This is a genomic window from Microbacterium sp. 10L49, assembly GCF_056395125.1.
Genome location: NZ_JBFTIW010000002.1, coordinates 280,309 through 305,224, shown reverse-complemented (window position 1 = coordinate 305,224; position 24,916 = coordinate 280,309). Strand labels below are relative to the sequence as shown.

The following is a 24,916-nucleotide window of genomic DNA, read 5'->3' as shown; positions in this document are numbered from 1 at the left end:
GTCTCGCGGTGCGGAGAGCAGGCCTCCCGGCCGATCGAGCGCGGCTAAGGGAGGGCTCGGCGCGACACGCCGACGACACGCCGGAGGGCGATTTCCACAGGCTGAGGAATGTCCGCGGCCCGTCCTAGCGTCGGATCTGTGGAGGGATCCGGTCGGGGTGTCGGCGACCCGCAGGAAATCGCGGTTCGGGGGTGCTCCGCGGCCGCCCGGGGCTGTGGACAAAAGCGTGGAGAACCTGTGGCGAAGCGGTGGAATACGGTGGAAAACTACAGGGTTGTAACTACTAGCCCTTGTGGTCGACCTGAATGTCCGTACCTATATGTAGTATTGAACTCCCGGCGGGGCCACCTGCCCGATAGTCGGGTTCTGAGGGGAAAGAAGAGGCGCAATACATGTCCATCACGGTCTACACCAAGCCCTCCTGCGTGCAGTGCAACGCGACCTACCGCGCGCTTGACGCGAAGGGCATCGAGTACGAGATCCACGACGTCTCGGAGGACGCTGCGGCGCTCGAGCACGTGAAGTCGCTCGGCTACCTGCAGGCTCCCGTCGTCGTCACCGACGAGGACCACTGGTCGGGCTTCCGTCCCGACAAGATCGACGAGCTCGCCGCTCGCCTGGCGTAATCGCGGAGGAGGCGATCTCATGAACGCCGCCACCGCGACCGCCGCGCCGCTGCTGGTCTACTTCTCGAGCATCTCGGGCAACACTGCCCGGTTCGTCGAGAAGCTGGGCCTGGAGGCGCGGCGGATCCCGCTGCACAGCACGGAGGAGCCGCTCGTCATCGATGAGCCCTTCGTGCTGGTCACGCCGACCTACGGCGGCGGGCAGGGTCGCGGCGTCGAGAAGGGCGCCGTACCCAAGCAGGTCATCCGGTTCCTCAACGACGAGCGCAACCGGCGACACATCCGCGGAGTGATCTCCGCAGGCAACACCAACTTCGGCGACGCGTTCTGCGCCGCCGGTGACATCATCAGCCGCAAGTGCCACGTGCCCCACTTGTACCGGCTCGAGATCTACGGCACACAGGACGATGTCGATCGCGTGAGCGACGGATTGGAACGATGGTGGAAGCAGCAGTGAAGGACTCAGCGCCGGTGAAGGGCGAGATCGCGTTCAAGGCCAACGCAGCGTACGAGGGGCTCGACTATCACGCCCTCAACGCGATGCTGAACCTGTACGACGCGGACGGCAAGATCCAGTTCGACGCGGACAAGCGCGCGGCGCGGGAGTACTTCCTGCAGCACGTCAACCAGAACACGGTGTTCTTCCACTCGCTCAAGGAGCGCCTGGACTACCTCGTGGAGAAGGAGTACTACGAGGGCGCCGTCCTGGAGAAGTACTCGTTCGAGTTCATCCAGAAGCTCAACGACCTCGCATACTCGAAGAAGTTCCGCTTCGAGACGTTCCTGGGCGCGTTCAAGTACTACACGAGCTACACGCTGAAGACCTTCGACGGCAAGCGCTACCTGGAGCGCTTCGAGGACCGCGTCGTGATGACCGCCCTCGCCCTCGCCGACGGCGACGAGAAGCTCGCGACGGGCCTGGTCGAGGAGATCATCTCCGGCCGCTTCCAGCCGGCGACCCCGACCTTCCTCAACGCCGGCAAGGCGCAGCGCGGCGAGCTCGTCAGCTGCTTCCTGCTGCGCATCGAGGACAACATGGAGTCGATCGCCCGCGGCATCAACTCCGCCCTGCAGCTGTCCAAGCGCGGCGGCGGCGTGGCGCTCCTGCTCTCGAACATCCGCGAGTCGGGTGCCCCGATCAAGCAGATCGAGAACCAGTCCTCGGGCATCATCCCCGTGATGAAGCTCCTCGAAGACTCCTTCTCGTACGCGAACCAGCTCGGCGCGCGTCAGGGCGCCGGCGCGGTGTACCTGAACGCGCACCACCCCGACATCATGCGGTTCCTCGACACCAAGCGCGAGAACGCCGACGAGAAGATCCGCATCAAGACGCTGTCGCTGGGCGTCGTCGTGCCGGACATCACGTTCGAGCTCGCCAAGAACGGCGAGGACATGTACCTGTTCTCCCCGTACGACGTCGAGCGCGTCTACGGCGTGCCGTTCGGCGACATCTCGGTCACCGAGAAGTACCGCGAGATGGTCGACGACCCGCGCATCAAGAAGACCAAGATCAACGCGCGCGAGTTCTTCCAGACGCTCGCCGAGATCCAGTTCGAGTCGGGCTATCCGTACATCATGTTCGAGGACACGGTGAACAAGGCCAACCCGATCAAGGGCCGGATCAACATGTCCAACCTGTGCAGCGAGATCCTGCAGGTGAACACGCCGACGACGTTCAACGAGGACCTCTCGTACGACCAGATCGGCAAGGACATCTCCTGCAACCTGGGCTCGCTCAACATCGCCCTGGCGATGGACGGCGGCGACCTGGCCAAGACCGTCGAGATGAGCATCCGCGCCCTGACCGCGGTCAGCCAGCAGAGCCACATCGCTTCGGTCCGTTCGATCGAGGACGGCAACGACCGCTCGCACGCGATCGGCCTGGGCCAGATGAACCTGCACGGCTACCTCGCTCGCGAGCACGTCTTCTACGGTTCCGAAGAGGGTGTCGACTTCACCAACATCTACTTCTACTCCGTGCTGTTCCACGCGCTGACCGCATCGAACCGGATCGCGATCGAGCGCGGCGAGACCTTCGACGGATTCGCCGACTCGACCTACGCGTCCGGTGAGTTCTTCGACAAGTACATCGATCAGGAGTGGGTGCCCGCGACCGACAAGGTCAAGGACATGTTCGCCGGTCACCACATCCCGACGCAGGACGACTGGAAGGCGCTCAAGGCGTCGATCCAGGAGCACGGCATCTACAACCAGAACCTGCAGGCCGTCCCGCCGACCGGATCCATCTCCTACATCAACAACTCGACGAGCTCGATCCACCCGATCGCGGCGAAGGTGGAGATCCGCAAGGAAGGCAAGCTCGGCCGCGTCTACTACCCGGCGGCGTTCATGACGAACGACAACCTGGAGTACTACGAAGACGCCTACGAGATCGGCTACGAGAAGGTCATCGACACCTACGCCGCTGCCACCCAGCACGTCGACCAGGGCCTGTCGCTGACGCTGTTCTTCAAGGACACCGCCACCACGCGCGACATCAACAAGGCGCAGATCTACGCGTGGCGCAAGGGCATCAAGACGATCTACTACATCCGCCTGCGTCAGATGGCCCTCGAGGGCACCGACATGGCCGAATGCGTCAGCTGCACGCTGTGATCCGTCGTTCGATCTGGGATTTCTGAAGGAAGAGACATGACCCCCGAACCGCTCAAGCTGGTCGACCGTGTCCAGGCGATCAACTGGAACCGCATCCAGGACGACAAGGACCTCGAGGTCTGGAACCGTCTGGTGAACAACTTCTGGCTGCCCGAGAAGGTGCCGCTGTCCAACGACATCCAGTCGTGGAACACGCTCACCGCCGAGGAGCAGACCCTCACCATGCGGGTGTTCACCGGCCTCACGCTGCTGGACACGATCCAGGGCACCGTCGGCGCCGTCTCGCTCATCCCCGATGCGATCACCCCGCACGAGGAGGCCGTCTACACGAACATCGCGTTCATGGAGTCGGTGCACGCGAAGAGCTACTCCTCGATCTTCTCGACGCTGTGCTCGACGAAGGAGATCGACGAGGCGTTCCGCTGGTCGGTGGAGAACCCGAACCTTCAGAAGAAGGCTCAGATCGTCATGGACTACTACCGCGGGGACGAGCCGCTCAAGCGCAAGGTCGCCTCGACCCTGCTGGAGAGCTTCCTGTTCTACTCGGGCTTCTACCTGCCGATGCACTGGTCGTCGCGGGCGAAGCTCACCAACACGGCAGACCTCATCCGCCTCATCATCCGCGACGAGGCCGTGCACGGGTACTACATCGGCTACAAGTTCCAGCGCGGCCTCGAGACTCTCGACCAGGCCAAGCGGGATGAACTGAAGGACTACACGTTCTCGCTGCTGTACGAGCTCTACGACAACGAGGTGCAGTACACGCAGGATCTGTACGACGGCGTCGGCCTCACCGAGGACGTCAAGCGCTTCCTGCACTACAACGCGAACAAGGCGCTCATGAACCTCGGCTACGAGGCGATGTTCCCCGCGACCGTGACCAACGTGAACCCGGCGATCCTGTCGGCGCTCTCGCCCAACGCGGACGAGAACCACGACTTCTTCTCGGGATCCGGATCCTCCTACGTCATCGGCAAGGCCGAGGCCACCGAGGACGAGGACTGGGACTTCTGAGTCGCAGCTTGTGAGTATGGCCCGGATCCGCGTTCACCGCGGATCCGGGCCTCTTGTCGTCAGGGGGAGGATCAGCCTGCTTCGCGGCGGCCGCTGATGCCCCAGATGTGCGTGCAGGGTGCTGGGTCGGGAACGATGGATGTGTCAGGGTTGACCGATGAGCGGGTTGCTGTCGATCGGGGACTTCTCGCGTTACGCCGGGCTGAGCATCAGGATGCTGCGCCATTACGACGAGCGCGGACTGCTCGAGCCCGCCGAAGTGGATCCGGTCACGGGCTACCGCCGCTACGCGCCGTCGCAGCTGAGCAGGGCCGGACGGATCCGGAGCCTGCGCGACGCGGGGTGCGGCATCGCCGAGATCTCCGAGCTGCTGCCGCTTTTCGACGACCCGGCAGCGCTCTCGGTCCGCATCGAGCGTCACCTGCAGCGGCTCGACGAGGAAGCCCTCCGGCTGAGACGGCAGCGCGCCCTCGCGGAGTCGCTCGTGGCGGCGGCAGGCAGTCGTGGTGCGCCGATCGCCGTGCAGGAACGGGACTTCCCGTCCCTCCGGGTCCTGCTCACCCGGCGCACCGTCGCCGACTACCCTGCGGAAGGCGAGCTCTGGGCCGACCTCCGACGGATCCTCGCGCAACCTGGCGGCGTGGACGGCACGGAGCTCGGCGAGACCATCGGCGCCACCTATTTCGATGAGGAGTTCCGCGACGAAGACGTGGAGATGGCGATCTGGCGGGAGTTCACCGGAGAAGCGCCGAAGGGCACAGGCTTCGAAGTCGCTCTCCTGCCTGCGCAGCGCGTCGCCTGGGCGACGCATCGCGGCGGGTTCGACACCATCACCGCCACGACGGAGGCCATCGGCGCCTGGGTCGCGGACCGAGGGCTCGTGCGGACGGGACCGATGTTCAACGTCTACGTCGTCGGCCCCGGGGCCGAGCCGAATCCCGACGCCTGGATCACGGAGGTCAACGTCCCGCTCGGCTGACGTCGTCTCGCGTCGACCCTTGACCTCACACGATATTGACCCTCACACGGTGGCAGGCCCGAGGCTCGATCGTGGCGGACGAATCGGACGCCGAACACGAAAGGGCAGGGACATGACGGATCTGGTGAACTACTTCGAAGTCGGAACCCCGGATCCGGAGACGGCGCGCGCGTTCTACGGCGGCGTCTTCGGGTGGGAGTTCGGCTCGCCGAGCCCCGCGGGATACGGCTTCGCGAACGGAAACGCAGGCGGGTTGTGGGACACGACGGAGGCGGGCGGCGGGCACTGGGCCGTGTTCTACGTCGAGGTCGCCGACATCCACACGACCCTGGAGGCGGCGCAGTCGGCAGGAGCGGGCGTCGTGCTGCCGCTCGTCGACAACGGCACGATCCTCTTCGCGCATCTGAGCGACCCGGCGGGCAACCGATTCGGGGTCTGGCAGCGAAAGGCGGATTGAGCGCCGCCCGGCACGGCCCCGGCGCTGAGCGTGCCCGGTCGGCGCGCTCAGCGCCTGCACGGGACGCAACGGATCCCCCCCCCGCGAACCACCCGACCCCCGTCCTGATCGCAGCCGGTGCGCAGGTGCCTGCTGATAACGTCGCTCGAACGGCGTGAGACAGGAGAACCCGTGACCGACGACCCGACCCTCGGTCTGACCCTCAGCGGCGGCGGGGCCTACGGGGCCGCCCAGGCCGGGGTGCTGCAGGTGCTCGCGGAGCGCGGCATCCGTCCCGGGATCGTCGCGGGGACGAGTGCCGGCGCCCTCCTCGGCGCGGCGTACGCGGCAGGCTTCGACGCCGATGCGATCGAACGCGCGGTCCGCGGCTTCCGCTGGGGCGAGATCGCCCGCTGGTCGTTGCGTCCGCGGTGGGGCCTGCTCGACACCCACGCCGTGACGGACGCGATCCACCGCATCCTCGGTCGTGACCCTCTGATCGAGGACCTGCCTCGCCGATTCGGCGCCTATGCGACGGATCTGCGCGCGCGGCGCGGCGTGATCCTCGACCGGGGGCCGCTCAGCACCGCCCTGCGCGCCACCGTCGCCGTCCCCGGGGTGCTGCCACCGGTCCGCCGCGACGGCGCGCTGCTCGCCGATGGCGGGATGGTCGACAACGTCCCCGACTCCGTGACCCGTGCACTCGGTGCGGAGCGCACGATCGTGGTGCGACTGCACGCCAAGTGGGAGAACGTCCGCATGATGCGTACCGTCACCGCCACGGCGGACCTCGTCGCAGACCCGTCTGTCCTCCTCATCCAGCCGGAGATGGAGCGCATGGCGCAGTGGGTCATGAAGGACGTCCCCCGACTCGTCGCCGAGGGACGCCGGGCCGCCGAGGAAGCCCTGGACGCCGCGCATCGCGACGGCCGCCTGATGTCCATCGCGTGATGTCCATCGCCTGAGCGGTGTTTCTCCCGCTTCCAGGGAGTTCGTCGCGAGCGCATTCGAGGCGGATGCACAGGCGTCGCATGCCCATCCCCGCATATGCCTGCGCGTAGCGTGGGACCAGCGATCGGCGCCCGCCTTTGGCTCCAGCTCCGGCCCTCGGCCGGACCCAGGGAAAGCGCTCATCGATGACGTCTGTACGCACAGAGATCCCCTCGCGTCTGGGGCCCGTCCGCCAGACCTACGCCCGCCAGGAGGATTTCCCGCACGTCGCACGCGCATTCGTCGAGGTGTCACGGGTGGTGCGGGAGACCGGGCTGATGCAGCGTACGCCGAGGTTCTACGTGCTCGTGGCCGCCGCGCTCGCGTGCGCGTTCGGTGCGGCGATCGCGGGATCCGTGCTCTTGGGGGACAGCTGGTTCCAGTTGCTCATGGCCGCCGTCTTCGGGATCCTCTTCACCCAGGTCGCGTTCCTCGCACATGAAGCCGCGCACAGGCAGATCCTCACCACCGGACCGGCGAACGATCGGCTCGCGCGTGTCCTGGCCGCCGGCGTCGTGGGCATCAGTTATTCCTGGTGGGACTCCAAGCACAGCCGTCATCACGCGAACCCGAACCGCGTCGGGAAGGATCCTGACATCGAGGTCGACACGATCTCGTTCCTCGAGGAGGACGCCGCGCAGGCACGAGGCCTGATCCGGATGATCACGCGCAAGCAGGGCTGGCTGTTCTTCCCCCTGCTGACGCTCGAGGGGCTCAACCTGCACTACCTCGGCATCAAGCACCTCATGGGCCGCGAGCCAGTGAAGGGCCGCTGGGTGGAACTCGGGCTGATCACCGCTCGCTTCGCGCTCGTGCTGACGCCCCTCTTCCTGCTGCTTCCGCTCGGCAAAGCCGCCGCGTTCGTCGGCGTCATGGTCGCCGTCTTCGGCGTGTACATGGGGGCATCCTTCGCGCCGAACCACAAGGGCATGGCCGTGATCGCCCCTGACGCGCGTCTCGACTTCTTCTCGAAGCAGGTCTACACCTCACGCAACATCCGCGGCGGCTGGTGGGCCACCTGGCTCATGGGCGGGCTGAATTACCAGGTCGAGCACCACCTGTTCCCGAGCATGTCCCGGAAGCACCTGGCCCGGGCCAGCGAGATCGTCCGCGAGTTCTGCGTCACCCACGACATCCCCTACACCGAGACGTCGCTGGGACGCTCCTACGCGATCGTCATCGACTACCTCAACCGGGTGGGGCTTGCCGCTCGTGACCCGTTCGACTGCCCCATGGTCGGGCAGTACCGGCGCGCCTGATCGAGGGCGTTCGTCGCCCCTTGGTCGTGGCCAGGCCACGGGTGACGCGCCGCCTCGATCTCCGGCGCAACGCCGCTCAGGCGAGATCCGCGAAGAGCGCCATCGTCTCCGCACCCATCTCGATCTGGGTCAGGATCACCCGGAACGATCCGTCGGGATCGATGTAGAAGTCGGTGCCCAGACCTCCGGACCACCCGTAGCGGCCTCGGTGCGGCCCGTCCGTCTGCACGGCGACGCCGTAGCCCCAGCCCACCCCGTCCCAGAAGCCGGGGAAGAAGCTGTCCGGCGTCTTGAGCCGCGCCGGAACGCGATCGGTCCGCATCTCGTCGAGTAGACCCGGGTGCACGATCGTCCGGTCACCGGCGCGGCCGCCGGAAGCCAGCATCCGGGCGAACGACGCATAGTCCGACGCGGTCGAGACGAGCTCGGCGTGACTCAGATCGAACGGTGCCGGCGCGACGTAGAAGCCCGAACCGGCGGGCTCGATCTCGAGCAGCCCGCCCGAACCGTCATGACGGTGGGCGGCGGGAAGGCGGTGCGCCTGCTGCGGCGGAACGGAGTATCCGGTGTCGACCATGCCGAGCGGATCGAAGATCTCGTCGGCGAGGTGATCCTGCACGGGGCGCTCCACGATGCGGCCGAGGAGGATGCCCAGAATCCCGAAGGAGTGGTGGTACCGCCATCCCGTTCCGGGCTGGAACATCAACGGGAGCTCGGCGAGGGCATTCAGCCAGTCCTGGGCGCCGAGCGCGACCGGGTCCTGGCTCGCGTGGGTGCGCCCGTGCACCATCGCATCCCGCAGCGGTCCGGGAGCGGTCGTCATGCCGTATCCGGAGGTGTTGGTGAGCAGGTGCCGGACGGTGATGGGCGATTCGGCGGGCACGACCTCGTCGAGCGCTGACTGCGGAGTGCGCAGAACACGGCGATCGGCGAGCTCCGGGATCCACCGCTGCACGGGGGCATCGAGCTCGAGCCGGCCCTCCTGCACCAGCTGGAGCGTCGCGACCGCCAGCACGGGCTTCGTCATCGACTGGATGCGCACGATGGCGTCGAGCGGGAGATCGCCAGAGGAGAGGATGTCCAGCCGGCCTGCGGCGTCCCCGTCGGCGACCACGATCCCGGGCGCGGTTCCGCTCGCGACGTGCCTGTCGAGGGTCTCCTGCAACGGTGTCGTCATCGATCCGGCTCCTTCACCTGCGCGGGCATCGTCATAGGGGTGGTCCCGGCCCACTCTAGGCGGAGCGCCGGCGATCTCTCTCGGCAGCGCGATCGGCTCGGCGACCGGTTGTCAAGCCCCATGGATCTCGGCGGGATCCGGCCTATTCTCACTCCATACGGCATCCAGCTACCGAATGGAGGCACTCCTCATGGGCATCGGAACCGGCATCGTCCTCTTCGTGATCGGCGCGATCCTCGAGTTCGCACTCAACGTCCAGGTCTCGTGGATCGACCTGCACCTCGTCGGCTACATCCTGATGATCGCCGGTGCGGTCGTCTTTCTCCTCAGCCTGATCCTGCTGCTCGTGCGGCGGGGCCGCCGCACGGTGCCGCCGACGACCGACGAAGACCTGCTCTGAGCCGCTGAGGCGTCAGTCGCGGTGCTCCCGGTAGTAGGCGAGCAACGCGCGGGTGGAGGGATCCTGCGCGGCGATCGCCTCCTGATCGCCCTCGATCGCGGGGGCGATCTGCAGGGCGAGCTGCTTGCCGAGCTCGACGCCCCACTGATCGAACGAGTTGATGCCCCAGATCGCGCCCTGCGTGAACGTGATGTGCTCGTAGAGGGCGATCAGCTGACCGAGCACGGCCGGCGTCAGCGCAGGGGCGAAGATCGAGGTCGTCGGGCGGTTGCCGGGGAAGGTCCTCGCGGCGACGAGGGCGCCTGTGGTGCCCTCGGCCTCGACCTCCTCCGCGGTCTTGCCGAACGCGAGCGCCTTGGTCTGGGCGAGGAAGTTCGCGAGGAACAGGCCGTGCACGTCGCGGCCGTCATCGGCGAGCGGGTAGGCGGGGTTCGCTACGGCGATGAAGTCAGCCGGGATGAGACGCGTGCCCTGATGGATGAGCTGGTAGAAGGCGTGCTGCCCGTTCGTGCCCGGTTCACCCCAGAACACCTCACCGGTGTCGGTCGTCACCGGCGTGCCGTCCCAGCGCACCGACTTGCCATTGGACTCCATGGTGAGCTGCTGCAGGTAGGCGGGGAAGCGGCTCAGCTGCTGCGCATAGGGGAGCACCGCGTGCGACTGCGCGCCGAGGAAGTTCGAGTACCAGACGTTGAGCAGGCCCATCAGGACCGGCACGTTGCGCTCCAGGGGAGTGGTGCTCACGTGCTCGTCGACGGCATGGAAGCCGGCGAGCAACTCACGGAACACGTCAGGGCCGAGCGCGATCGCGAGCGACAGGCCGATCGCGCTGTCCACGGAGTAGCGTCCGCCGACCCAGTCCCAGAAGCCGAACGCGTTGGCGGGGTCGATGCCGAATGCGGCGACCTTGTCCAGTGCCGTGGAGACGGCGACGAAGTGGTGCGCGACCGCGTCGCTGCGGGCCTCGTCGGTCGCGACGTCGACGCCGGCGGCGGCGAGGTGCTCCCAGAGCCAGTCGCGGGCGAGGCGCGCATTGGTGAGCGTCTCGAGAGTCGTGAAGGTCTTCGAGGCGACCACGAACAGCGTCGTCTCGGGATCCAGATCCGCGGTCTTCTGCGCGATGTCGGTCGGATCGATGTTGGAGACGAAGCGGGCCTGGACCCGCCCCACGCCCCCTCCGCGCATCGCTGGCGCGCTGCGCGGAGCCTCCGGGCGCGGGGACCCCGCATCAGCTCCATAGGGCTTCAGCGCCTCGTAGACCATGACCGGGCCGAGATCGGATCCGCCGATGCCGATGTTCACGATGTGCGTGACCTTCTTGCCGGTCACGCCGCGCCACTCGCCGGAGCGCACCCGGTCGGCGAAAGCACTCAGCGCGTCGAGCACCGCGTGCACGTCGTGGTCCACGTCCTGGCCATCGACGACGAGCGCGGGGGAGGCGTCCGCGGGACGCCGGAGCGCCGTGTGCAGCACGGCGCGGTCCTCGGTCGTGTTGATGTGCTCACCGGCCAGCATCGCGGCGAAGCGCTCGGCGACGCCGGTCTGCTCGGCGAGCTGCACCAGGGCCGCACGGATCTCGGGCGTGATGAGGTTCTTCGACAGATCGACGCGGAGGTCCGCAAGGTCGAAGGTCAGACTCTCCACGCGCTCCGGGTCTGCGGCGAACCAGCCGCGCAGATCGGGAGAGAACGACTCCCGCAGCGCGGTGAGTGCGGTCCAGGCGGGCGTCGTGGTGGCGTCGATCGGGGAGCTCATGGAGCCCACGCTAGCGCGCCCGGGGCACGCCGTGCGGACGAAGTCGCGCCGCCCCCGCGTGACCCGGAGCGGGGCGCGCGCCGCGCCCCGCTCCGGGGCGGGGATCAGGCCTGAGCGCTGCGGTCCGGCAGCTCCTGCAGCGTCCAGCGGTTGCCGTCGGGATCGGCGAACGTGACGAAGCGGCCCCAGGCCTGCTCATCGACATCGGTCGCTTCTGCGCCCACACTGCGCAGATGCGCCAGAGCCTCGTCGGCGTTCGGCACGACGACCTGGATCGTGTTCTGCTTGCCCGGCTCGAGATCGACCCCGAGGTTGGTTCCGAACGCGATCGAGCAGGCGGATCCGGGAGGCGTCATCTGCACGAAGCGCAGCCCCTCGAACGGCGTCTGGTCATGATCGGCGTGGAAGCCGATGCGCTCGTAGAACTCCTTCGAACGATCGACGTCTGTGACCGGTACGAAGATGAGCTCGATCTTCCAGTCCATGCTGCACGCTCCTTTGAGAGGGAAACCGTAGCGGGGGGATCCGCCGTCGTTCCGACGCTACGCCGGGCGTCCGACATTCGGACTCGGCCGCGAGCCTGACGGCGGGCACCGTGAAGGCGCGGTCAGCTGTCGTCGCGCAGGGCCTCGGTCGCCTGGCGGTGCGGGAGCACGGAGTGCATGCCGGTGTAGCCCTCGCGCTCCTGGGCGGCTGCGAGGATCCCCTTGCGGGCGGCGAACCACCCCACGATGAGGGCCGGGACGATGACGATGAGGGAGAGCAGCACCCAGCGGCCGGTCTCGGTGAAGCCCATGGTCACGAGCACGAACAGCAGGAACGCGAGGGTGAGGTATCCGGTGTAGGGGGCGCCGAACATCCGGAATGACGATCGCTCGAGCAGGCCCTTCTTCGTCAGCGCGTGCAGGCGCAGCTGGCAGAGGATGATGGTGGCCCACCCGCCGATGATGCCGAGCGCAGAGACCTCGAGCACGATCTCGAAGGCCTGCGACGGCACCACCGCGTTCAGGACGACGCCCGCGAGCGTGATGACCGAGGTGAGCAGGATGCCGCCGTACGGCACGCCGTTGCGGCTCATCCGTGCCGTGAAGCGCGGCGCCGACCCGTTCACCGACATGGACCGCAGGATGCGGCCGGTCGAGTACAGCCCGGCGTTCAGGCTGGAGAGGGCGGCGGTGAGCACGACGAAGTTCATCACCGATCCGGCCACGGCGCCCGTCTCGGCGCCGCCGAGGTGGGTGAAGAAGGTCACGAACGGCGACTCCCCGGCCTTGTAGGTGTTGAACGGAAGCAGGAGCGAGAGCAGCAGGATCGAGCCGACGTAGAAGATCGCGATCCGGATCACGACGGTGTTGATCGCACGGGGCATGATCTTCGCAGGCTCGGCCGTCTCGCCCGCAGCCGTGCCGACGAGCTCGATCGAGGCGTACGCGAACACCACGCCGGAGATCGCGATGAGTGGGGCGAACAGGCCCATCGGGAAGACTCCGCCGTGCTCCGCGATGATCGAGAAGCCGGTGGGCCCGACATCGGTCGGGGCCTGCATGATGAGGATGACCGTCCCGATGATCAGGAACGCCACGAGCGCGACGACCTTGATCATCGCGAACCAGAACTCCATCTCGCCGAAGAGCTTCACGCTGACGAGGTTCAGCGACAGCACCACGACGAGCGCGACGAGTGCGATGAGCCACTGCGGCACGGCCTGCAGCGGGGGCCAGTAGTGCGCCCAGAACTTCACATAAAGCGCCGCCGCGGTCACGTCGACGATGGACGTCATGGCCCAGTTGAGGAAGTAGAGCCAGCCGCTCACGAAAGCGACCTTCTCGCCGTAGAACTCGCGGGCGTACGAAACGAAGGATCCGGAGGACGGACGATGCAGCACGAGCTCGCCGAGCGCGCGCAGGATGAGGAACGCGAAGAAGCCGCACACCGCGTAGACGATGATCAGCGCCGGCCCGCTCGAGGCCAGGCGCCCGCCCGCTCCCATGAACAGTCCGGTGCCGATGGCGCCGCCGATCGCGATCATCTGGATCTGACGGGGCTTGAGTGCCTTGTGGTAGCCCGCGTCCTCGCTGGAGAAGTCTTCGACCGCCATGAGGCGATCGCCGGTGAGCTCGCGCTCGTTCTCGAGGGCGTCCTCGGGATCGACCGCGTGGCCGGGGTTCTGATCGCTCATCTGCGATGCCTTTCCTCTGGGCCGCCCCGGGACGACAGCCGATCATCGTGCATCGGCGATCATGCCTCGGATCCGGTGCGCAGGGCAACGAACGAACCGGCGCGGGGGACAATGGGCCATGACCGAAACCAGCCTCGCCGGCGACACGATGCTCTCCCGGGCGGAAGGGCTGGCCGCGGGCAGAGCCGCTCGTGACCGCATGCCCCGCACCGCCTTGGCGACGATCACCACGACCGGACGCGACCCGCTCGGGATCCTCGATCGCCAGAACAGCACGCGGTTGCAGGATCTCATGCCGCTGCGCACGGAGCGGATGGCCGCCGATCCGTTCGCGTTCTACCGGGGCACGGCCGCGATCATGGCCGCGGACTTCGCGCGCGAGCCGCACACGGGGATACTGGTGCCGTCCTGCGGCGACGCCCACATCGGCAACTTCGGCTTCTTCGCGTCTCCCCAGCGCACGCTGATGTTCGACCTGAACGACTTCGACGAGGCCGCGTGGGCGCCCTGGGAATGGGACCTCAAGCGGCTCGTCGCGAGCGTCGTGATCGGAGCACGCGAAAGCCGCGGACAGGCCCTGGCGGACGATGCAGCGCGGCGATGCGTCCTCGCGTACGTGAGAGCGCTGCGCGCCGCCGTCGACGCGGATCCGCTGCAGCGGTACTTCGCCCATTTCGATGCCACCGCGGCAAGGGACGGACTCGACGTCGACTCGCAGCAGACCCTGCAGAAGGCGATCGCCGCCGCCGAGAAGCGGACCGGGGCCCGCGCCGCACGCAAGCTGACGGTCCGCGGCGACGACGGCCACCTGCGGTTCGTCGAGCAGCCCCCGGTCATGACGCACGCCGATCCCGAGATCCGCGAGGTCAGCGACACCGCCTTCGAGCGGTACGCCGTCACCGCGAACATCGACATCCAGCTGCTGCTGCGCCAGTACCGGGTGCGCGACGTGGCGCGCCGTGTGGTCGGCGTGGGCAGCGTCGGCACGCGCTGCTTCCTCGCCGTGCTCGGCACCGCTGACGCCGAGCCGCTGCTTCTACAGGTGAAGCAGGCGGGGCGCAGCGTGCTCGAGGAGTACGGCGGGATCGAGCAGCCCGCCGACCTTCAGGAACGGATCCGCGAGAGCGGCGAAGGGGCACGCGTCGTCGGCGTGCAGCGTGTGCTGCAAGCCTTCTCGGATCCCTTCCTGGGGCACATCAAGGGTTCCCGTGATGACTACTACGTGCGTCAGTTCCACGACATGAAGGGCTCGATCGACACAGACGAGGTCGAGGACGAGGGGTATCGCGAGTACGCGGTGGCCTGCGCGATCACGCTCGCCCGCGCGCACGCGCAGGCGCCCGCGGCCGCACAGATCGCCGGATACGCGGGCAAGGGCGCCCAGCTCGCCGATATCCTGGTGAGCTGGGCCAACGCCTATGCCGAGTTGGCGGATGATGACTACCGGTCGTTCGTGGCACGGGCGGCCGAGCAGGGTGCGACGCACGCCGCATCGGACACAGCGCAGCACGCTGCGCGGGAGGAGAGCAGATCATGAAGCAGGTCCGATTCGGATCCGGATCCGCTCCGGCGGTCGTCGCCGGGATGATGCGCATCGACGGGCGCACCCACACTCAGATCCGCGAGCTGTACGACACCGCGCGAGCGAACGGGATCGACTTCTTCGATCATGCCGACATCTACGGCGGTGCGATGCACGTCTGCGAGGACCGTTTCGGCGCCGCACTCGGGCTGTCCGCTGCGGAACGCGACGAGATCACCCTGCAGACCAAGTGCGGCATCGTGCCCTCGGAGGGGATGTTCGACTTCTCCTACGAGCACATCATGGGACAGGTCGAGGGCTCCCTGAAGGCGCTGCGCACCGACCGCATCGACGTGCTGCTGCTGCACCGCCCCGACGCCCTCGTGGAGCCGGACGAGGTCGCGCGCGCCTTCGACGAGCTGCACACCTCCGGCAAGGTGCGCTCCTTCGGCGTCTCCAACCACACGCCGCGGCAGATCGATCTGCTGAAGACCGCGGTGACGCAGCCGCTCATCGCCAACCAACTGCAGCTGTCCATCACGCACGCGCCGATCATCGCGCAGCCGCTCGCGGCGAACATGGCCGGCCTGGATCAGAGCATCGTCCGCGACGGCGGCGGGATCGTGGAGTACTGCCGTATCGAGGGCATCACCATCCAGGCGTGGTCGCCCTACCAGGCGGGCTTCTTCACCGGAGTGTTCCTGGACAACCCGGCCTACCCGGAGCTCAACGCGGTGATCGACCGGATCGCGGCCGCGCACGGCGTCACGCCCACGGGCATCGCCACCTCGTGGATCACCCGGCACCCCGCCGGCATGCAGGTCGTGCTCGGCACCACCACGCCGTCGCGCGTGCAAGAGGCGGCGGAGGGTGCCGACGTCGAGCTCAGCCGCGCCGAGTGGTACGAGCTGTTCCGCGCCGCCGGACACACCCTGCCGTAGGGGCTGGGCCGGAGCGCGTCCGCGATCTCTTAGGCTGTCGGCATGGGCCTGGTGTTCTCGATCCTCGTGCTGTTGCTGTTGATCGGCGCGCTCATCGACATCATCACGCGCCGCGACGACCAGGTGAAGCACCTGCCCAAGGTCTTCTGGATCATCCTCGTGATCATCGTGCCGCTCGCCGGATCCCTGATCTGGTTCCTGGTCGGTCGCGAATACGACGGGGAGGGGATCCGGCTGCCGCGTCCGCGCGAGCGCCGCTCCGGCCCGCCGGCGCCCGCCGCGCCGTCGCAGCCCCGCGACACACGCAGCACCGAGGAACAGATCGCCGACCTGGATCGCGAGATCGAGGAGTGGCGACTGCGCGCCGAGATCGAGAAGCGCAAGAAGCAGCAGGGCGAGAAGGGCACGGAATGAACACCGCACCGCAGCGTCCCCGCGCCGTGATCGGCGGCGGCAGCGGCTATCTCGGCACCGCACTGCGCGACGCGCTGCGCGTGGATGGCTACGACGTGCGCACGATCGGGCGGGGTGCCGATGCCGATGCGCGCTGGGATGACGAGGACGGGATCCTCCGTCTGGTCGACGGCTCCGCGCTCGTGATCGGCCTGGCCGGCCGGCGCATCGACTGTCGCTACACCGACCGCAACCGCGACGAAATCCTGCGCTCGCGCGTACGCACCACGGCGGCCCTGCACCGCGCGATCTCGTCCGCCGCCAATCCACCGGCGGTGTGGATGAACGGCAGCTCCGCCACCGCCTACCGTTACTCGCTCGCCACGCCGCGGACGGAGGCGGATCCGCTCGAGGAGCGGGGCTTCTCGCCCGACGTCACCCGGGAGTGGGAGGCCGCGCTGTTCGCCGGCGAGCTTCCGGGAACCCGCCGGATCGCCCTGCGGACGTCGCTCGTGCTGGGCCGCGGAGCTCCGGTCATGACGATGCTGCTGCGCCTGGCTCGGCTGGGTCTCGGCGGACCGCAGTACGACGGCTGGTGGTTCCCGCATCGGCGTTACCGAGGGATCGGCCCGCATCCCACCGAGCCCGCGCGGCCCGACTATGAGCACTCGCGGGGCCGGCAACGGCTGAGCTGGATGCACGAGCAGGACTTCGTGCAGGCGGTGCGATTCCTTCGCGACCACGACGAGATCACGGGGCCCGTGAACATGGCGTCGCCGAATGCGGTGACCAACATCGAGCTCATGCGCACCCTGCGCAGGGCCGTGCGTGCGCCGTTCGGGCTGCCCGCGCCGCGCTTCGTGCTCGAGCCGGGGATGGCTGTGCTGCGCACCGAATCCGAGCTCATCCTGAAGAGCCGGTGGGTGCTGCCGCAGGTGCTCGAGGACGCCGGATACGTGTTCCGGTTCCCCGAGCTGGCCGGGGCTGTGCGTCAGATCCAGGGGCGCTGAGCCCGGCTGCTCTCGGTGCCAGCCTCAGGAGTGCTGCGTTCGTTCGGCTGCTCGCTGGTCGCATTTTGCGGCTTCGGCCCTCGGATGACCGCAACCTGCGACCACTGAGCGGGCCGTCAGACCGGGGGGACGTTCGCGGCGAAGGACGCGCGCACGGCCTCGTCGAGGTCGGGGTGCGCGAACGCGTAGCCCGCGGCGAGGAGCTTCTCCGGCGCGACCCAGCGGCTCTTCAGGATCAGCTCGGTCTCGGTGCGGATCCCGATCGCGCCGAGCTCGAGCATCCAGCGCGGCTGCGGCAGCCCGAACGGCACGTCCAGGGCGCGGCGGATCGTCGCCATGAGCATCCGGTTGTCGCCGGCTCCCGGGGACACCACGTTGACGGGGCCCTCCAGCTCGGGGTGAGCCTCGAGGAAGGCGATGATCCCCGCCACGTCGTCGAGGTGCACCCAACTGAATCGCTGCCGCCCTCCGCGGGTGCGGAACTCGTGTGCGGTGCCCGCCGCGCGACGGGCGCGGCTGATCGGCCAGTGTCCGTCGTGCTGCGTGCCGCCGAGGCCCCGCCGGGTGAGGGTGCGCAAGGTTGCGAGCACGCCGCCGTCACCGAGCACGATCGCAGTGCGCAGCGCCACGCGGCGCGTTCCCGGCAGTTCGCCCGTGAACAGTGCACGCTCCCATGCCCTCGCGACCTCGACGGAGAACCCGGTGCCGAGTTCTCCGGTCGATTCGGTCTGAGCCCGGTCCTCCGCATGCCGGTAGATCGTCGCCGTCGAGGAGTTCACCCACAACGGGGGCGGGGTCGCCGCACGTCCGATCGCGGTGCGCAGGGCGGCGGTCGTCTCCTCGCGCGAACGGAAGATCTCGGCACGGTTCGCCGGTGTGTAGCGGCAGTTCACGCTCTTGCCGGCGAGCCCGACCACGAGATCCGCGCCGTCGACGGCGGCATCGATCCCGGCCTGGTCTCCCCAGGTCAGGTCGGCGCCGTGACGGGAGATCGTGATGACCTCGCGCCCCGCGGCGCGCCAGCGCCGGGCGAGATCCTGGCCGATGAATCCCGTGGATCCGCCGAGCACCACCCGTCCGCGGCGGGTGTCCGCTCCGTTCATGCGTCCTCCTCGATCCGGTACTGGAACGTGCCGGCGTACTCGTGGATGCGGCCGAGCAGCGGCATGTCCACGGTCAGAGCGACCCGCTGTGCGCCGACCGCGTCGTCTGCGCTCTCCCGCAGTCGAATCCGCGGAGCGAGCCACTGCGGGAACCGGATCCGCACTCGTCCCAGTCGCAGGCCCACCAGAGTGCTCCGCAGTTCGAGGGCGCCGTCGGATGCCGTCACCTCGAAGACCGCGGCGGCGACTCCACCCCGCCCCAGCCGATCCACGACCCGGCCGTGCGGCAGCGGGTGCACCTGATCGCGCATGGTCCAGGGGTCGGTGCGAAGGTGCAGCGTGCGCTCTGCGGATCGGCCTGCGCCGTCACGGTTGTTCACGGTGAACGGGACTGCCTGCGCCCATCCGGCATAGACCGCACCGCGCCGCTGCAGCACCCGCAGCAGCGGGCCGAGCAGCGTCCGCAGGAGCGGGTTCCGGCAGCCGACCCGGTCGAAGACGCCGTCGCCGATGCCGACCCGCCCCGCGGGGATCGCTTGGAAGTACGCCTGCAGACGCGGATGCAGCGCGGTGATGCTCGCGCCGAGAGCGATCGCGTACGGGGATCCGAGGGTCACGGATCCAGATTATCGAACATGTTCAATTATGCAAACGGGGCTTCCGGAAGAGAACTCCGGGCCTTCGGGAGGACAACTCTGGCCCTTCAGGTCGCAGAAACTGCTCTTCCAGACGCCTGGAACAAGCAGATATTGCGACCTGAACACGCAGAGGTCTCGACGAGAAGAGGTCTCCACGAGCGGGGTCGCGGCAAGCAGACGTTGCGACCTGAACGCCGAAGCGAGCGCGGCGAGCGGAGGGGATCGGTGGCGCTGAACCCTCAGGCGTCCTTGAGGCGCACGAGGCGCTCGTGGCCGGACTCCTCGAGCTCGGCGATGTCGGCCCGCGACTTCACGAAGGCGTTGAACGAGCGGTAGCCGAGCGCCTTCTCGCTGAACGAGGGGTCCATGCGCCGCATCTGCGTCTTCACCGCCGAGCTGTGCAGCCATTCGTCGCCGTCGCTCTTGTCGTGCCCGAGGCGCAGCGCGCGCACGAGGGTCGCCGTGGCCTGCTCCTGATCGGACGTGCTGGGCACGTCCTTCTCGGTGGTCGCGCGGGACTGCTTGCGTGCGCTCTGGGTCTGCTTGGCAGCCGTCTTCTTCGGTGCCGCCTCTTCGGCCGGCGCTGCCGGCGTCACCGCGCGCTCGACGCCGGGAAGCGAGTCGTAGGCCTCGAACTCGTCGCAGGCCGCGGCGAGCGACTTGGCGGTGGAGCCGGCGACGCCGACGCCGATCACGTACCGGCCCAGGCGCTTGCACCGCTGTGCGAGCGGCACGTAGTCGCTGTCGCCGGCGACGATGACCACGTGGGTCAGGTCGGGCAGGCGGAACATGTCCTCCACGGCATCGACCGCGAGGCGGATGTCGGCGCCGTTCTTCGCGTAGGCGGCGGCGGGGAAGAGCTGTACGAGATCGACGGCCCGGGCCACGAGCTGCGACCGGTACTCGGCGTTGACCGGCGACGACCAGTCGGCATATGCGCGCGTGAGCACCAGCGTGCCGAACGAGGAGGCGTAGTCGATGATCGCGCCGACGTCGATCATCGCGGCCTTGAGCCGCTCCGCGACCTCGGCGTCGGCCGGGTTGTCCTGGATCCGCTGACGGTCCTTGCTGTACGCGTTGCGTCCGTGCACGCGGTCGTACCAGGAGATGACGATGTTGTCGAAGTCGAGATAGACGGCGACACGGGTGTCCTGCGGCTCGGCCATGGGGCTCCTTCGGTTCGGAGGTTCTCGGGTATCAGGCGGTCTCGCCCGGATACTGCACGCCGATCTGCCCGCGGATCTCATCGAGCAGACCCATGATCGCCACCGACTCCGCGACGGGCAGCAGATCGCTGTCCGGCGCCGAGCCGCGCTCGGCGGCCTCCGCGACGTACCGCTCGGCGGCGAGCGCCTGGTACTGCATGCCGCGTCCGCCACCGCGACCATGAGCGGTGGTGCGACCGTCGAACTCCTCGAGCACGGTGCCGTCGGCGGCGATCACCCGGAAGGTCGTGGGGGAGTACCAGACCCGGTCGATCTCGATGCGGGCCTGGGTGCCGAGCACGACGGCTGTGTTGGGGCCGGCCGCGCGCGACGAGGAGAGCGTCGTGGAGACGGCGCCTCCGGCGTGCGTCATGACGGTGGCGACCTCCGCGTCGGCGCCGGTCTCCACCAGGCGCCCCGTGGCCTGAACGGTCACCGGCGCGCCGAGGACGTCGTGCACGAACGAGATCGGGTAGATCCCGAGGTCCAGAAGCGCCCCGCCGCCCAGCTCGAGGGCGTTCAGACGATGGGCCGGATCCGTCGGCAGCGACTGCGTGTGGTCGGCCGAGACCGCGCGGATCTCACCGAGCGTTCCGGCGGCGATGATCTCGCGCAGACGTGCCATGTGCGGCAGGTACCGGGTCCACATGGCCTCCATGACGAGCAGACCCTTCTCACGACCGAGGTCGGCGAGATCCTGCGCCTCGGCGCGGTTGAGGGTGAACGCCTTCTCGACGAGCACGTGCTTGCCGTGCTCGAGAGCGAGACGGGCGTCGGCGTGGTGCATCGGATGCGGGGTGGCGACGTAGACGATGTCGACCTCGGGATCCGCCACGAGCGCCTCATAGGATCCGTGCGCCCGGGCGATGCCGAAGCGCGCGGCGAAGGCGGCGGCGGACTCCTGCGACCGGGATCCGACGGCCACGAGGTCGAGCCCCGCCGTACGCAGGTCGGCGGCGAAGGCGGCGGCGATGCCGCCCGTGGCGAGGATGCCCCAGCGAAGCGCTGGACGGGGGGAGTGGCCGGTCATGTCTCCAGCGTAGGGGGTATCGGATCGCCCGGCGGAGGCGCCGGGCGCCGCCCGTGCCGCTCACGAAGGAGGTTGGCATGATGGGACCATGGCAGACCTCATCACCGCCGCCGAACTCCGCGCCCTTCTCGAGAGGGAGCCGGTCGCCGACGACGGCGCCGATCCGCGGATCCTCGATGTGCGCTACCGCCTCGGCTTCGCGGACGGGCACGCGAACTACCTCGCGGGACACATCCCCGGCGCGGTGTTCGCCGACCTGGAGGCCGATCTCGCGGGTCACGGTGCGGCGTCGGAGGGCCGGCATCCGCTGCCCTCCGACGATGCGCTGGCGGAGGCGGCGCGACGGTGGGGTATTCGACAGGGGCAGACCATCGTGGTCTACGACGACTCCCGCTCGCTGCCCGCATCCCGCGCGTGGTGGGCCCTGCGCCGGGCGGGGATCGCGGACGTGCGCGTGCTCGACGGCGGTCTCGGAGCATGGCGCGAGGCCGGGGGAGAGATCGAGGAGGGCGAGATCATCCCGCCGCCGGGGGACGTCGTACTGAGCCGGCCCGGCGCCGCGGACGTGCTCGACACCGATCAGATCGCAGGGTGGGGCGGAGTGCTGCTCGATGCGCGTGCTCCCGAGCGCTTCCGCGGCGAGACCGAGCCGATCGACCCCGTCGCCGGACACATCCCGGGCGCGCGCAACCTGCCGATCGCCGAGCTGCTCACCGCCGACGGGCGCTTCCGCAGCCCTGCCGAGATCGTGGCGGCGTTCGAGGCCGCGGGCGCCGGGGAAGAGGTGCCGATCGCGGCCTACTGCGGATCCGGCGTGACGGCGGCTCAGCTCGCTCTCGCCGGCGCGCTCATCGGCCGGGAGGTGATCGTGTACCCCGGATCCTGGAGCGCGTGGTCGAACAGTCCGGGCCGCCCGGTCGAGGTCGGACCCGTGCCGGCCGAGGAGGACCCGCTGGACGAGTGACCCGGCGAAGCACGCAGGAAGGGGTGCCGCCGGTCCCCTCGGCGGCACCCCTTCCCCTCGGATCGCTGTGCGTCAACCCGACTTCGCACGTCCCCAGTTCACGGTGTCCCCAGTGGCCGACGCTCTTCGCAGTGGCCGCACCGTATCGATCCGCAGAAGAAGAGCACCCAGGGTGGCCGGTGATACATCGGGCTCAGAAGCCGCTGCCGTGCGTCTGGAAGGGGGAGACGACGCCCGTCTGCTCCGTCGCCCGTGCCAGTGCGTGCGCGGGGGCGAGCCCCGCGGCGAGTCCGGCGTGGACCGCGCCGAGAAGTTCGCACGCGTCGTCGTCGGCGACGATCACGGGCGACGCGATGACCGCGCGCGTGCCCGCATGCAGCCAGACCCTGGTCATGCCGATCGCCTCCCACCCCCAGCGCACGGACGATCGTCCGACCTCGCACGCCGACAGCACGACGGTGTCCGGGACCCGCCCCATCTGGTCGATGTCATAGCCGAACAGGGCACCGTCGGCGAGCTCCAGGCCGGAGAACATGGGGTTGCCGTCGGCGTGGCGACCGTGCGCGGCGACGTGCAGTACGCTCATCCGCGTGGACAGCTCCGTCGTCGCGCCCACGGTCGCCGCGTCGGGACCGAGCACCTGCGCGCCCGGCCACGCGGTTGCGGCACGGGCGACCTCCTCGGCGCCCCGGACGACACGCGGACCGACCGCGAAACCGGCGCCCCGGAATGGCGCCTCACCGCGAGCACGCAGCCACTGCGTCGCCGAGTCGGTCAGGGTGAACACCCGGCCGCGCATCCCGGGCAGCATGCCCCAGGGGAGGCCGTTCAGGATCGCCGCCGCAGCCAGCGCGAGGCGCCGATCGCCCACGACGGGGAGCACCGGCGTCAGCAGCGTCTCCGACAGAATCATGAGCCGCTCGTCGAGCGCGCGTCGCACGACCGAGCCCATGGGACCGTCGCGGACGGTCGCTGCGACATCCAGATCGGCGCGCAGACCGGCCATCGCCCGTCGCGCCTCGGGCCAGCGGGGGACGTCGATCACCCGGGCGTCGTCGGCGGTCACGGCGATCGCGACCAGGCCGTCGCGCTGATACGCGTAGGCGACGAAGGCGCTGTCGTCATCGAGCGCCACCTGCAGCTCGTCGAGCGCGGCGCGCTCCCGGCCTCCAGCCCGGCCGATCGAGGACCACTCGCGCTGCCGCACGCGCTCGCTCAGCTCGGCGGCGCGGGGCTGTGCGAGCCAGTCGCCGGACGCGGCCTCGGAACGGAGCATCCGCAGCTCGGCGAGATCCGCGGCCAACCCGGGGTCGGGCGGAGGGCGCAGCGGCACGGTCTGCTGGCTCAGGTGCCGGGCGCGCTCCGACCACTCGAACACCACCGCCGGCCGACGGGAGCGCACCGCTGCCTCCAGCCCGGCGTAGAGCAATCCCGTGCCGTGCATGACGAGGGCGGTGGCGAGATCCAGGCTGCCGAACGAGGCCTGCCACGCGGCGAGCTCGTCCAGGCCCGCCGCGACGATCCGACGTGCGCCCGCGTCATCCCCGGCAGCGGCGGCCCGCGCCGCTCGCACCTCCTGGGCGAGCAGACGCACCTGCAGCCCCGCGCCCGGCGACACCCGTATCCGCGCCTGCGCAACCGGGACTGCGCTGCCGGTCTGCGCGTGGTGGCGCTGCCAGGCGAGCCGCAGTGACGACGCCTCGCCCCGAAGCCGGTGGTGCTGCAGCTGCGCCTCGACACGGTCGACGCCGGCGTCGCTCGGAGCGCGCAGCCCGGTCGGCCGTCCTTCGGTCTCCACGGTCAGCAGCGCGCGCAGCCGCACCGCCTCGGCGCGCACCGCCCATGACTCGCTCCCCACGGCGCGGAACCGCCGTGCGGCCGCGGCGGAGATCGCCGCCGCCCGCTCCGGCTCGTGACTCAGCAGGGAGCGGGCGAGATGGAACTCCGCCTCCGCGCGCGCCTGCCTCATCCGATGCGCTCCGAACACCCGGATCGCCCGTTCCAGCGTGCGCTCCGCATCGCGGGTGAGGCCGGCGTCACGCAGCACCTCGGCCCGATCGCGGTCGCAGATCGCCGCATTCACTGCCGACGCCGCGCTCAGCACCGCCTGCGCCTCGCCCATCTTCTCCAGCGCGGGCACCAGCTCGCCCGCGAGCAGTGCCGCGTAGCCGCGATTGTGCACGGCCATGGCACGCGAGATCTCGTCGCCCGTCGCCGCGTAGTCGAGCACCGCCCGATCGAGGTCGGCGATCGCCGGCGCCAACCGCCCTGCCTGCATGTGCGCCACGCTGCGATTGAGCAGCATCGGTCCGCGATGCTCCACCTCATCGCCGATGCCGGCGATGCCGCGATCCAGCAGCGTCACCGCTCGCGGCAGGTCGCCGCGTTCCAGGGCGACCAGGCCGAGCTGACCGTAGAGCATGGCCGCCGTCGTCACGGAGAGGCCGGGCAGGCGCAGCGCCTCGAGGCAGACGGCCTCGGCGGAGGCGCGATCTCCCTGGCGGATCGTGATCGCGGCGAGCGAGCCCGCGATCCTGGCCCGGAGATTGGGATCCTCGGTGCGCGCTCGCGCGCGCAGGAACTCGCGCCGCGCTGCAGCGTTCCGGCCGGCGTTCAGCTGCGCGCGACCGCGCCGGTACAGCTCATCCGCCGTCAGCGTCACCCTCACAGCATGACGCT

General features: G+C 69.1%; 23 protein-coding genes. 14 read left to right on the top strand and 9 right to left on the bottom strand.

The features are described from left to right. Positions 1-392: 392 nt before the first annotated feature. From nrdH to AC1DCT_RS05885, 8 genes are all read left to right on the top strand, one after another. Complete coding sequence (gene nrdH / locus AC1DCT_RS05920) at positions 393-626, top strand: glutaredoxin-like protein NrdH (RefSeq protein ID WP_045273567.1); 234 nt, start codon at positions 393-395, stop codon at positions 624-626. A gap of 19 nt (positions 627-645) precedes the next feature. Continuing rightward, positions 646-1,083 carry a class Ib ribonucleoside-diphosphate reductase assembly flavoprotein NrdI gene (gene nrdI / locus AC1DCT_RS05915; RefSeq protein WP_440733659.1) on the top strand — a complete coding sequence of 146 codons (438 nt, stop codon included), beginning with the start codon at positions 646-648 and terminating at the stop codon, positions 1,081-1,083. After that, on the top strand, positions 1,065-3,242 hold the full coding sequence (nrdE, locus tag AC1DCT_RS05910; RefSeq protein WP_440733658.1) for a class 1b ribonucleoside-diphosphate reductase subunit alpha: 2,178 nt from the start codon (positions 1,065-1,067) through the stop codon (positions 3,240-3,242). The genes nrdI and nrdE overlap by 19 nt, the downstream gene beginning before the upstream one ends. A gap of 36 nt (positions 3,243-3,278) precedes the next feature. Continuing rightward, complete coding sequence (gene nrdF / locus AC1DCT_RS05905) at positions 3,279-4,256, top strand: class 1b ribonucleoside-diphosphate reductase subunit beta (protein ID WP_441976367.1); 978 nt, start codon at positions 3,279-3,281, stop codon at positions 4,254-4,256. A 157-nt stretch (positions 4,257-4,413) separates the two neighbouring features. Further along, positions 4,414-5,235 carry a MerR family transcriptional regulator gene (locus tag AC1DCT_RS05900; protein ID WP_477427992.1) on the top strand — a complete coding sequence of 274 codons (822 nt, stop codon included), beginning with the start codon at positions 4,414-4,416 and terminating at the stop codon, positions 5,233-5,235. A gap of 112 nt (positions 5,236-5,347) precedes the next feature. Further along, on the top strand, positions 5,348-5,692 hold the full coding sequence (locus AC1DCT_RS05895; protein WP_477427990.1) for a VOC family protein: 345 nt from the start codon (positions 5,348-5,350) through the stop codon (positions 5,690-5,692). 171 nt (positions 5,693-5,863) lie between these two features. Continuing rightward, on the top strand, positions 5,864-6,622 hold the full coding sequence (locus tag AC1DCT_RS05890) for a patatin-like phospholipase family protein (protein WP_477427988.1): 759 nt from the start codon (positions 5,864-5,866) through the stop codon (positions 6,620-6,622). A 185-nt stretch (positions 6,623-6,807) separates the two neighbouring features. Then, positions 6,808-7,920 carry a fatty acid desaturase family protein gene (locus AC1DCT_RS05885; protein ID WP_477427986.1) on the top strand — a complete coding sequence of 371 codons (1,113 nt, stop codon included), beginning with the start codon at positions 6,808-6,810 and terminating at the stop codon, positions 7,918-7,920. Between the two features lie 76 nt (positions 7,921-7,996). Here the strand turns inward: AC1DCT_RS05885 and AC1DCT_RS05880 are convergent, their stop codons facing one another. After that, the gene (locus tag AC1DCT_RS05880; RefSeq protein WP_477427984.1) at positions 7,997-9,097 is read right to left on the bottom strand and encodes a serine hydrolase domain-containing protein; all 1,101 of its coding nucleotides are present in this window, start codon (positions 9,095-9,097) and stop codon (positions 7,997-7,999) included. A 190-nt stretch (positions 9,098-9,287) separates the two neighbouring features. Here AC1DCT_RS05880 and AC1DCT_RS05875 point away from each other — a divergent pair, with 190 nt between their 5' ends. Further along, the gene (locus AC1DCT_RS05875; protein WP_441976345.1) at positions 9,288-9,497 is read left to right on the top strand and encodes a DUF6458 family protein; all 210 of its coding nucleotides are present in this window, start codon (positions 9,288-9,290) and stop codon (positions 9,495-9,497) included. A gap of 12 nt (positions 9,498-9,509) precedes the next feature. Here AC1DCT_RS05875 and pgi read toward each other — a convergent pair whose 3' ends face one another. The 3 genes from pgi to AC1DCT_RS05860 all read right to left on the bottom strand — a co-directional run bounded on the left by pgi (position 9,510) and on the right by AC1DCT_RS05860 (position 13,350). Continuing rightward, positions 9,510-11,252 carry a glucose-6-phosphate isomerase gene (pgi, locus tag AC1DCT_RS05870; RefSeq protein WP_477427982.1) on the bottom strand — a complete coding sequence of 581 codons (1,743 nt, stop codon included), beginning with the start codon at positions 11,250-11,252 and terminating at the stop codon, positions 9,510-9,512. 104 nt (positions 11,253-11,356) lie between these two features. After that, positions 11,357-11,737: a VOC family protein gene (locus AC1DCT_RS05865; RefSeq protein WP_440734670.1), complete on the bottom strand. Its 381-nt coding sequence runs from the start codon at positions 11,735-11,737 to the stop codon at positions 11,357-11,359. Positions 11,738-11,859: 122 nt separating this feature from the next. Next, positions 11,860-13,350: an amino acid permease gene (locus AC1DCT_RS05860; protein WP_441976452.1), complete on the bottom strand. Its 1,491-nt coding sequence runs from the start codon at positions 13,348-13,350 to the stop codon at positions 11,860-11,862. A gap of 199 nt (positions 13,351-13,549) precedes the next feature. Between AC1DCT_RS05860 and AC1DCT_RS05855 the strand changes: the two genes are divergently transcribed. The 4 genes from AC1DCT_RS05855 to AC1DCT_RS05840 are packed head-to-tail and all read left to right on the top strand — an operon-like array spanning position 13,550 to position 17,297. Beyond that, complete coding sequence (locus tag AC1DCT_RS05855; RefSeq protein WP_477427980.1) at positions 13,550-14,968, top strand: DUF2252 domain-containing protein; 1,419 nt, start codon at positions 13,550-13,552, stop codon at positions 14,966-14,968. Beyond that, positions 14,965-15,894, top strand: a complete 930-nt coding sequence (locus tag AC1DCT_RS05850; protein WP_440734668.1) for an aldo/keto reductase — start codon at positions 14,965-14,967, stop codon at positions 15,892-15,894. The genes AC1DCT_RS05855 and AC1DCT_RS05850 overlap by 4 nt, the downstream gene beginning before the upstream one ends. Before the next feature lie 42 nt (positions 15,895-15,936). Next, positions 15,937-16,308, top strand: a complete 372-nt coding sequence (locus AC1DCT_RS05845) for a PLD nuclease N-terminal domain-containing protein (RefSeq protein WP_440734667.1) — start codon at positions 15,937-15,939, stop codon at positions 16,306-16,308. Next, the gene (locus tag AC1DCT_RS05840) at positions 16,305-17,297 is read left to right on the top strand and encodes an epimerase (protein WP_477427979.1); all 993 of its coding nucleotides are present in this window, start codon (positions 16,305-16,307) and stop codon (positions 17,295-17,297) included. Before AC1DCT_RS05845 ends, AC1DCT_RS05840 begins: the two co-directional genes overlap by 4 nt. 116 nt (positions 17,298-17,413) lie before the next feature. On the opposite strand, the gene AC1DCT_RS05835 is transcribed toward AC1DCT_RS05840, so the two are convergent. The 4 genes from AC1DCT_RS05835 to AC1DCT_RS05820 form a co-directional block, all read right to left on the bottom strand. Beyond that, entirely contained in the window at positions 17,414-18,400 is a 987-nt protein-coding gene (locus AC1DCT_RS05835; RefSeq protein WP_477427977.1) for an epimerase, read from the bottom strand. Then, a complete protein-coding gene (locus AC1DCT_RS05830; RefSeq protein ID WP_477427976.1) occupies positions 18,397-19,017 on the bottom strand; it encodes a DUF4166 domain-containing protein in 621 nt (206 codons plus the stop codon). The genes AC1DCT_RS05835 and AC1DCT_RS05830 overlap by 4 nt, the downstream gene beginning before the upstream one ends. Before the next feature lie 260 nt (positions 19,018-19,277). Beyond that, positions 19,278-20,204 (bottom strand): NYN domain-containing protein, encoded by a 927-nt coding sequence (locus AC1DCT_RS05825; protein ID WP_441976339.1) that lies wholly within the window; start codon positions 20,202-20,204, stop codon positions 19,278-19,280. A gap of 31 nt (positions 20,205-20,235) precedes the next feature. Beyond that, entirely contained in the window at positions 20,236-21,273 is a 1,038-nt protein-coding gene (locus AC1DCT_RS05820; RefSeq protein WP_477427974.1) for a Gfo/Idh/MocA family protein, read from the bottom strand. An 88-nt stretch (positions 21,274-21,361) separates the two neighbouring features. On the opposite strand from AC1DCT_RS05820, the gene AC1DCT_RS05815 reads away from it, so the two are divergent. Further along, entirely contained in the window at positions 21,362-22,237 is an 876-nt protein-coding gene (locus tag AC1DCT_RS05815; RefSeq protein ID WP_477427972.1) for a sulfurtransferase, read from the top strand. Between the two features lie 193 nt (positions 22,238-22,430). Here AC1DCT_RS05815 and AC1DCT_RS05810 read toward each other — a convergent pair whose 3' ends face one another. Then, complete coding sequence (locus AC1DCT_RS05810; RefSeq protein WP_477427970.1) at positions 22,431-24,899, bottom strand: CHAT domain-containing protein; 2,469 nt, start codon at positions 24,897-24,899, stop codon at positions 22,431-22,433. Between the last annotated feature and the right edge of the window lie 17 nt (positions 24,900-24,916).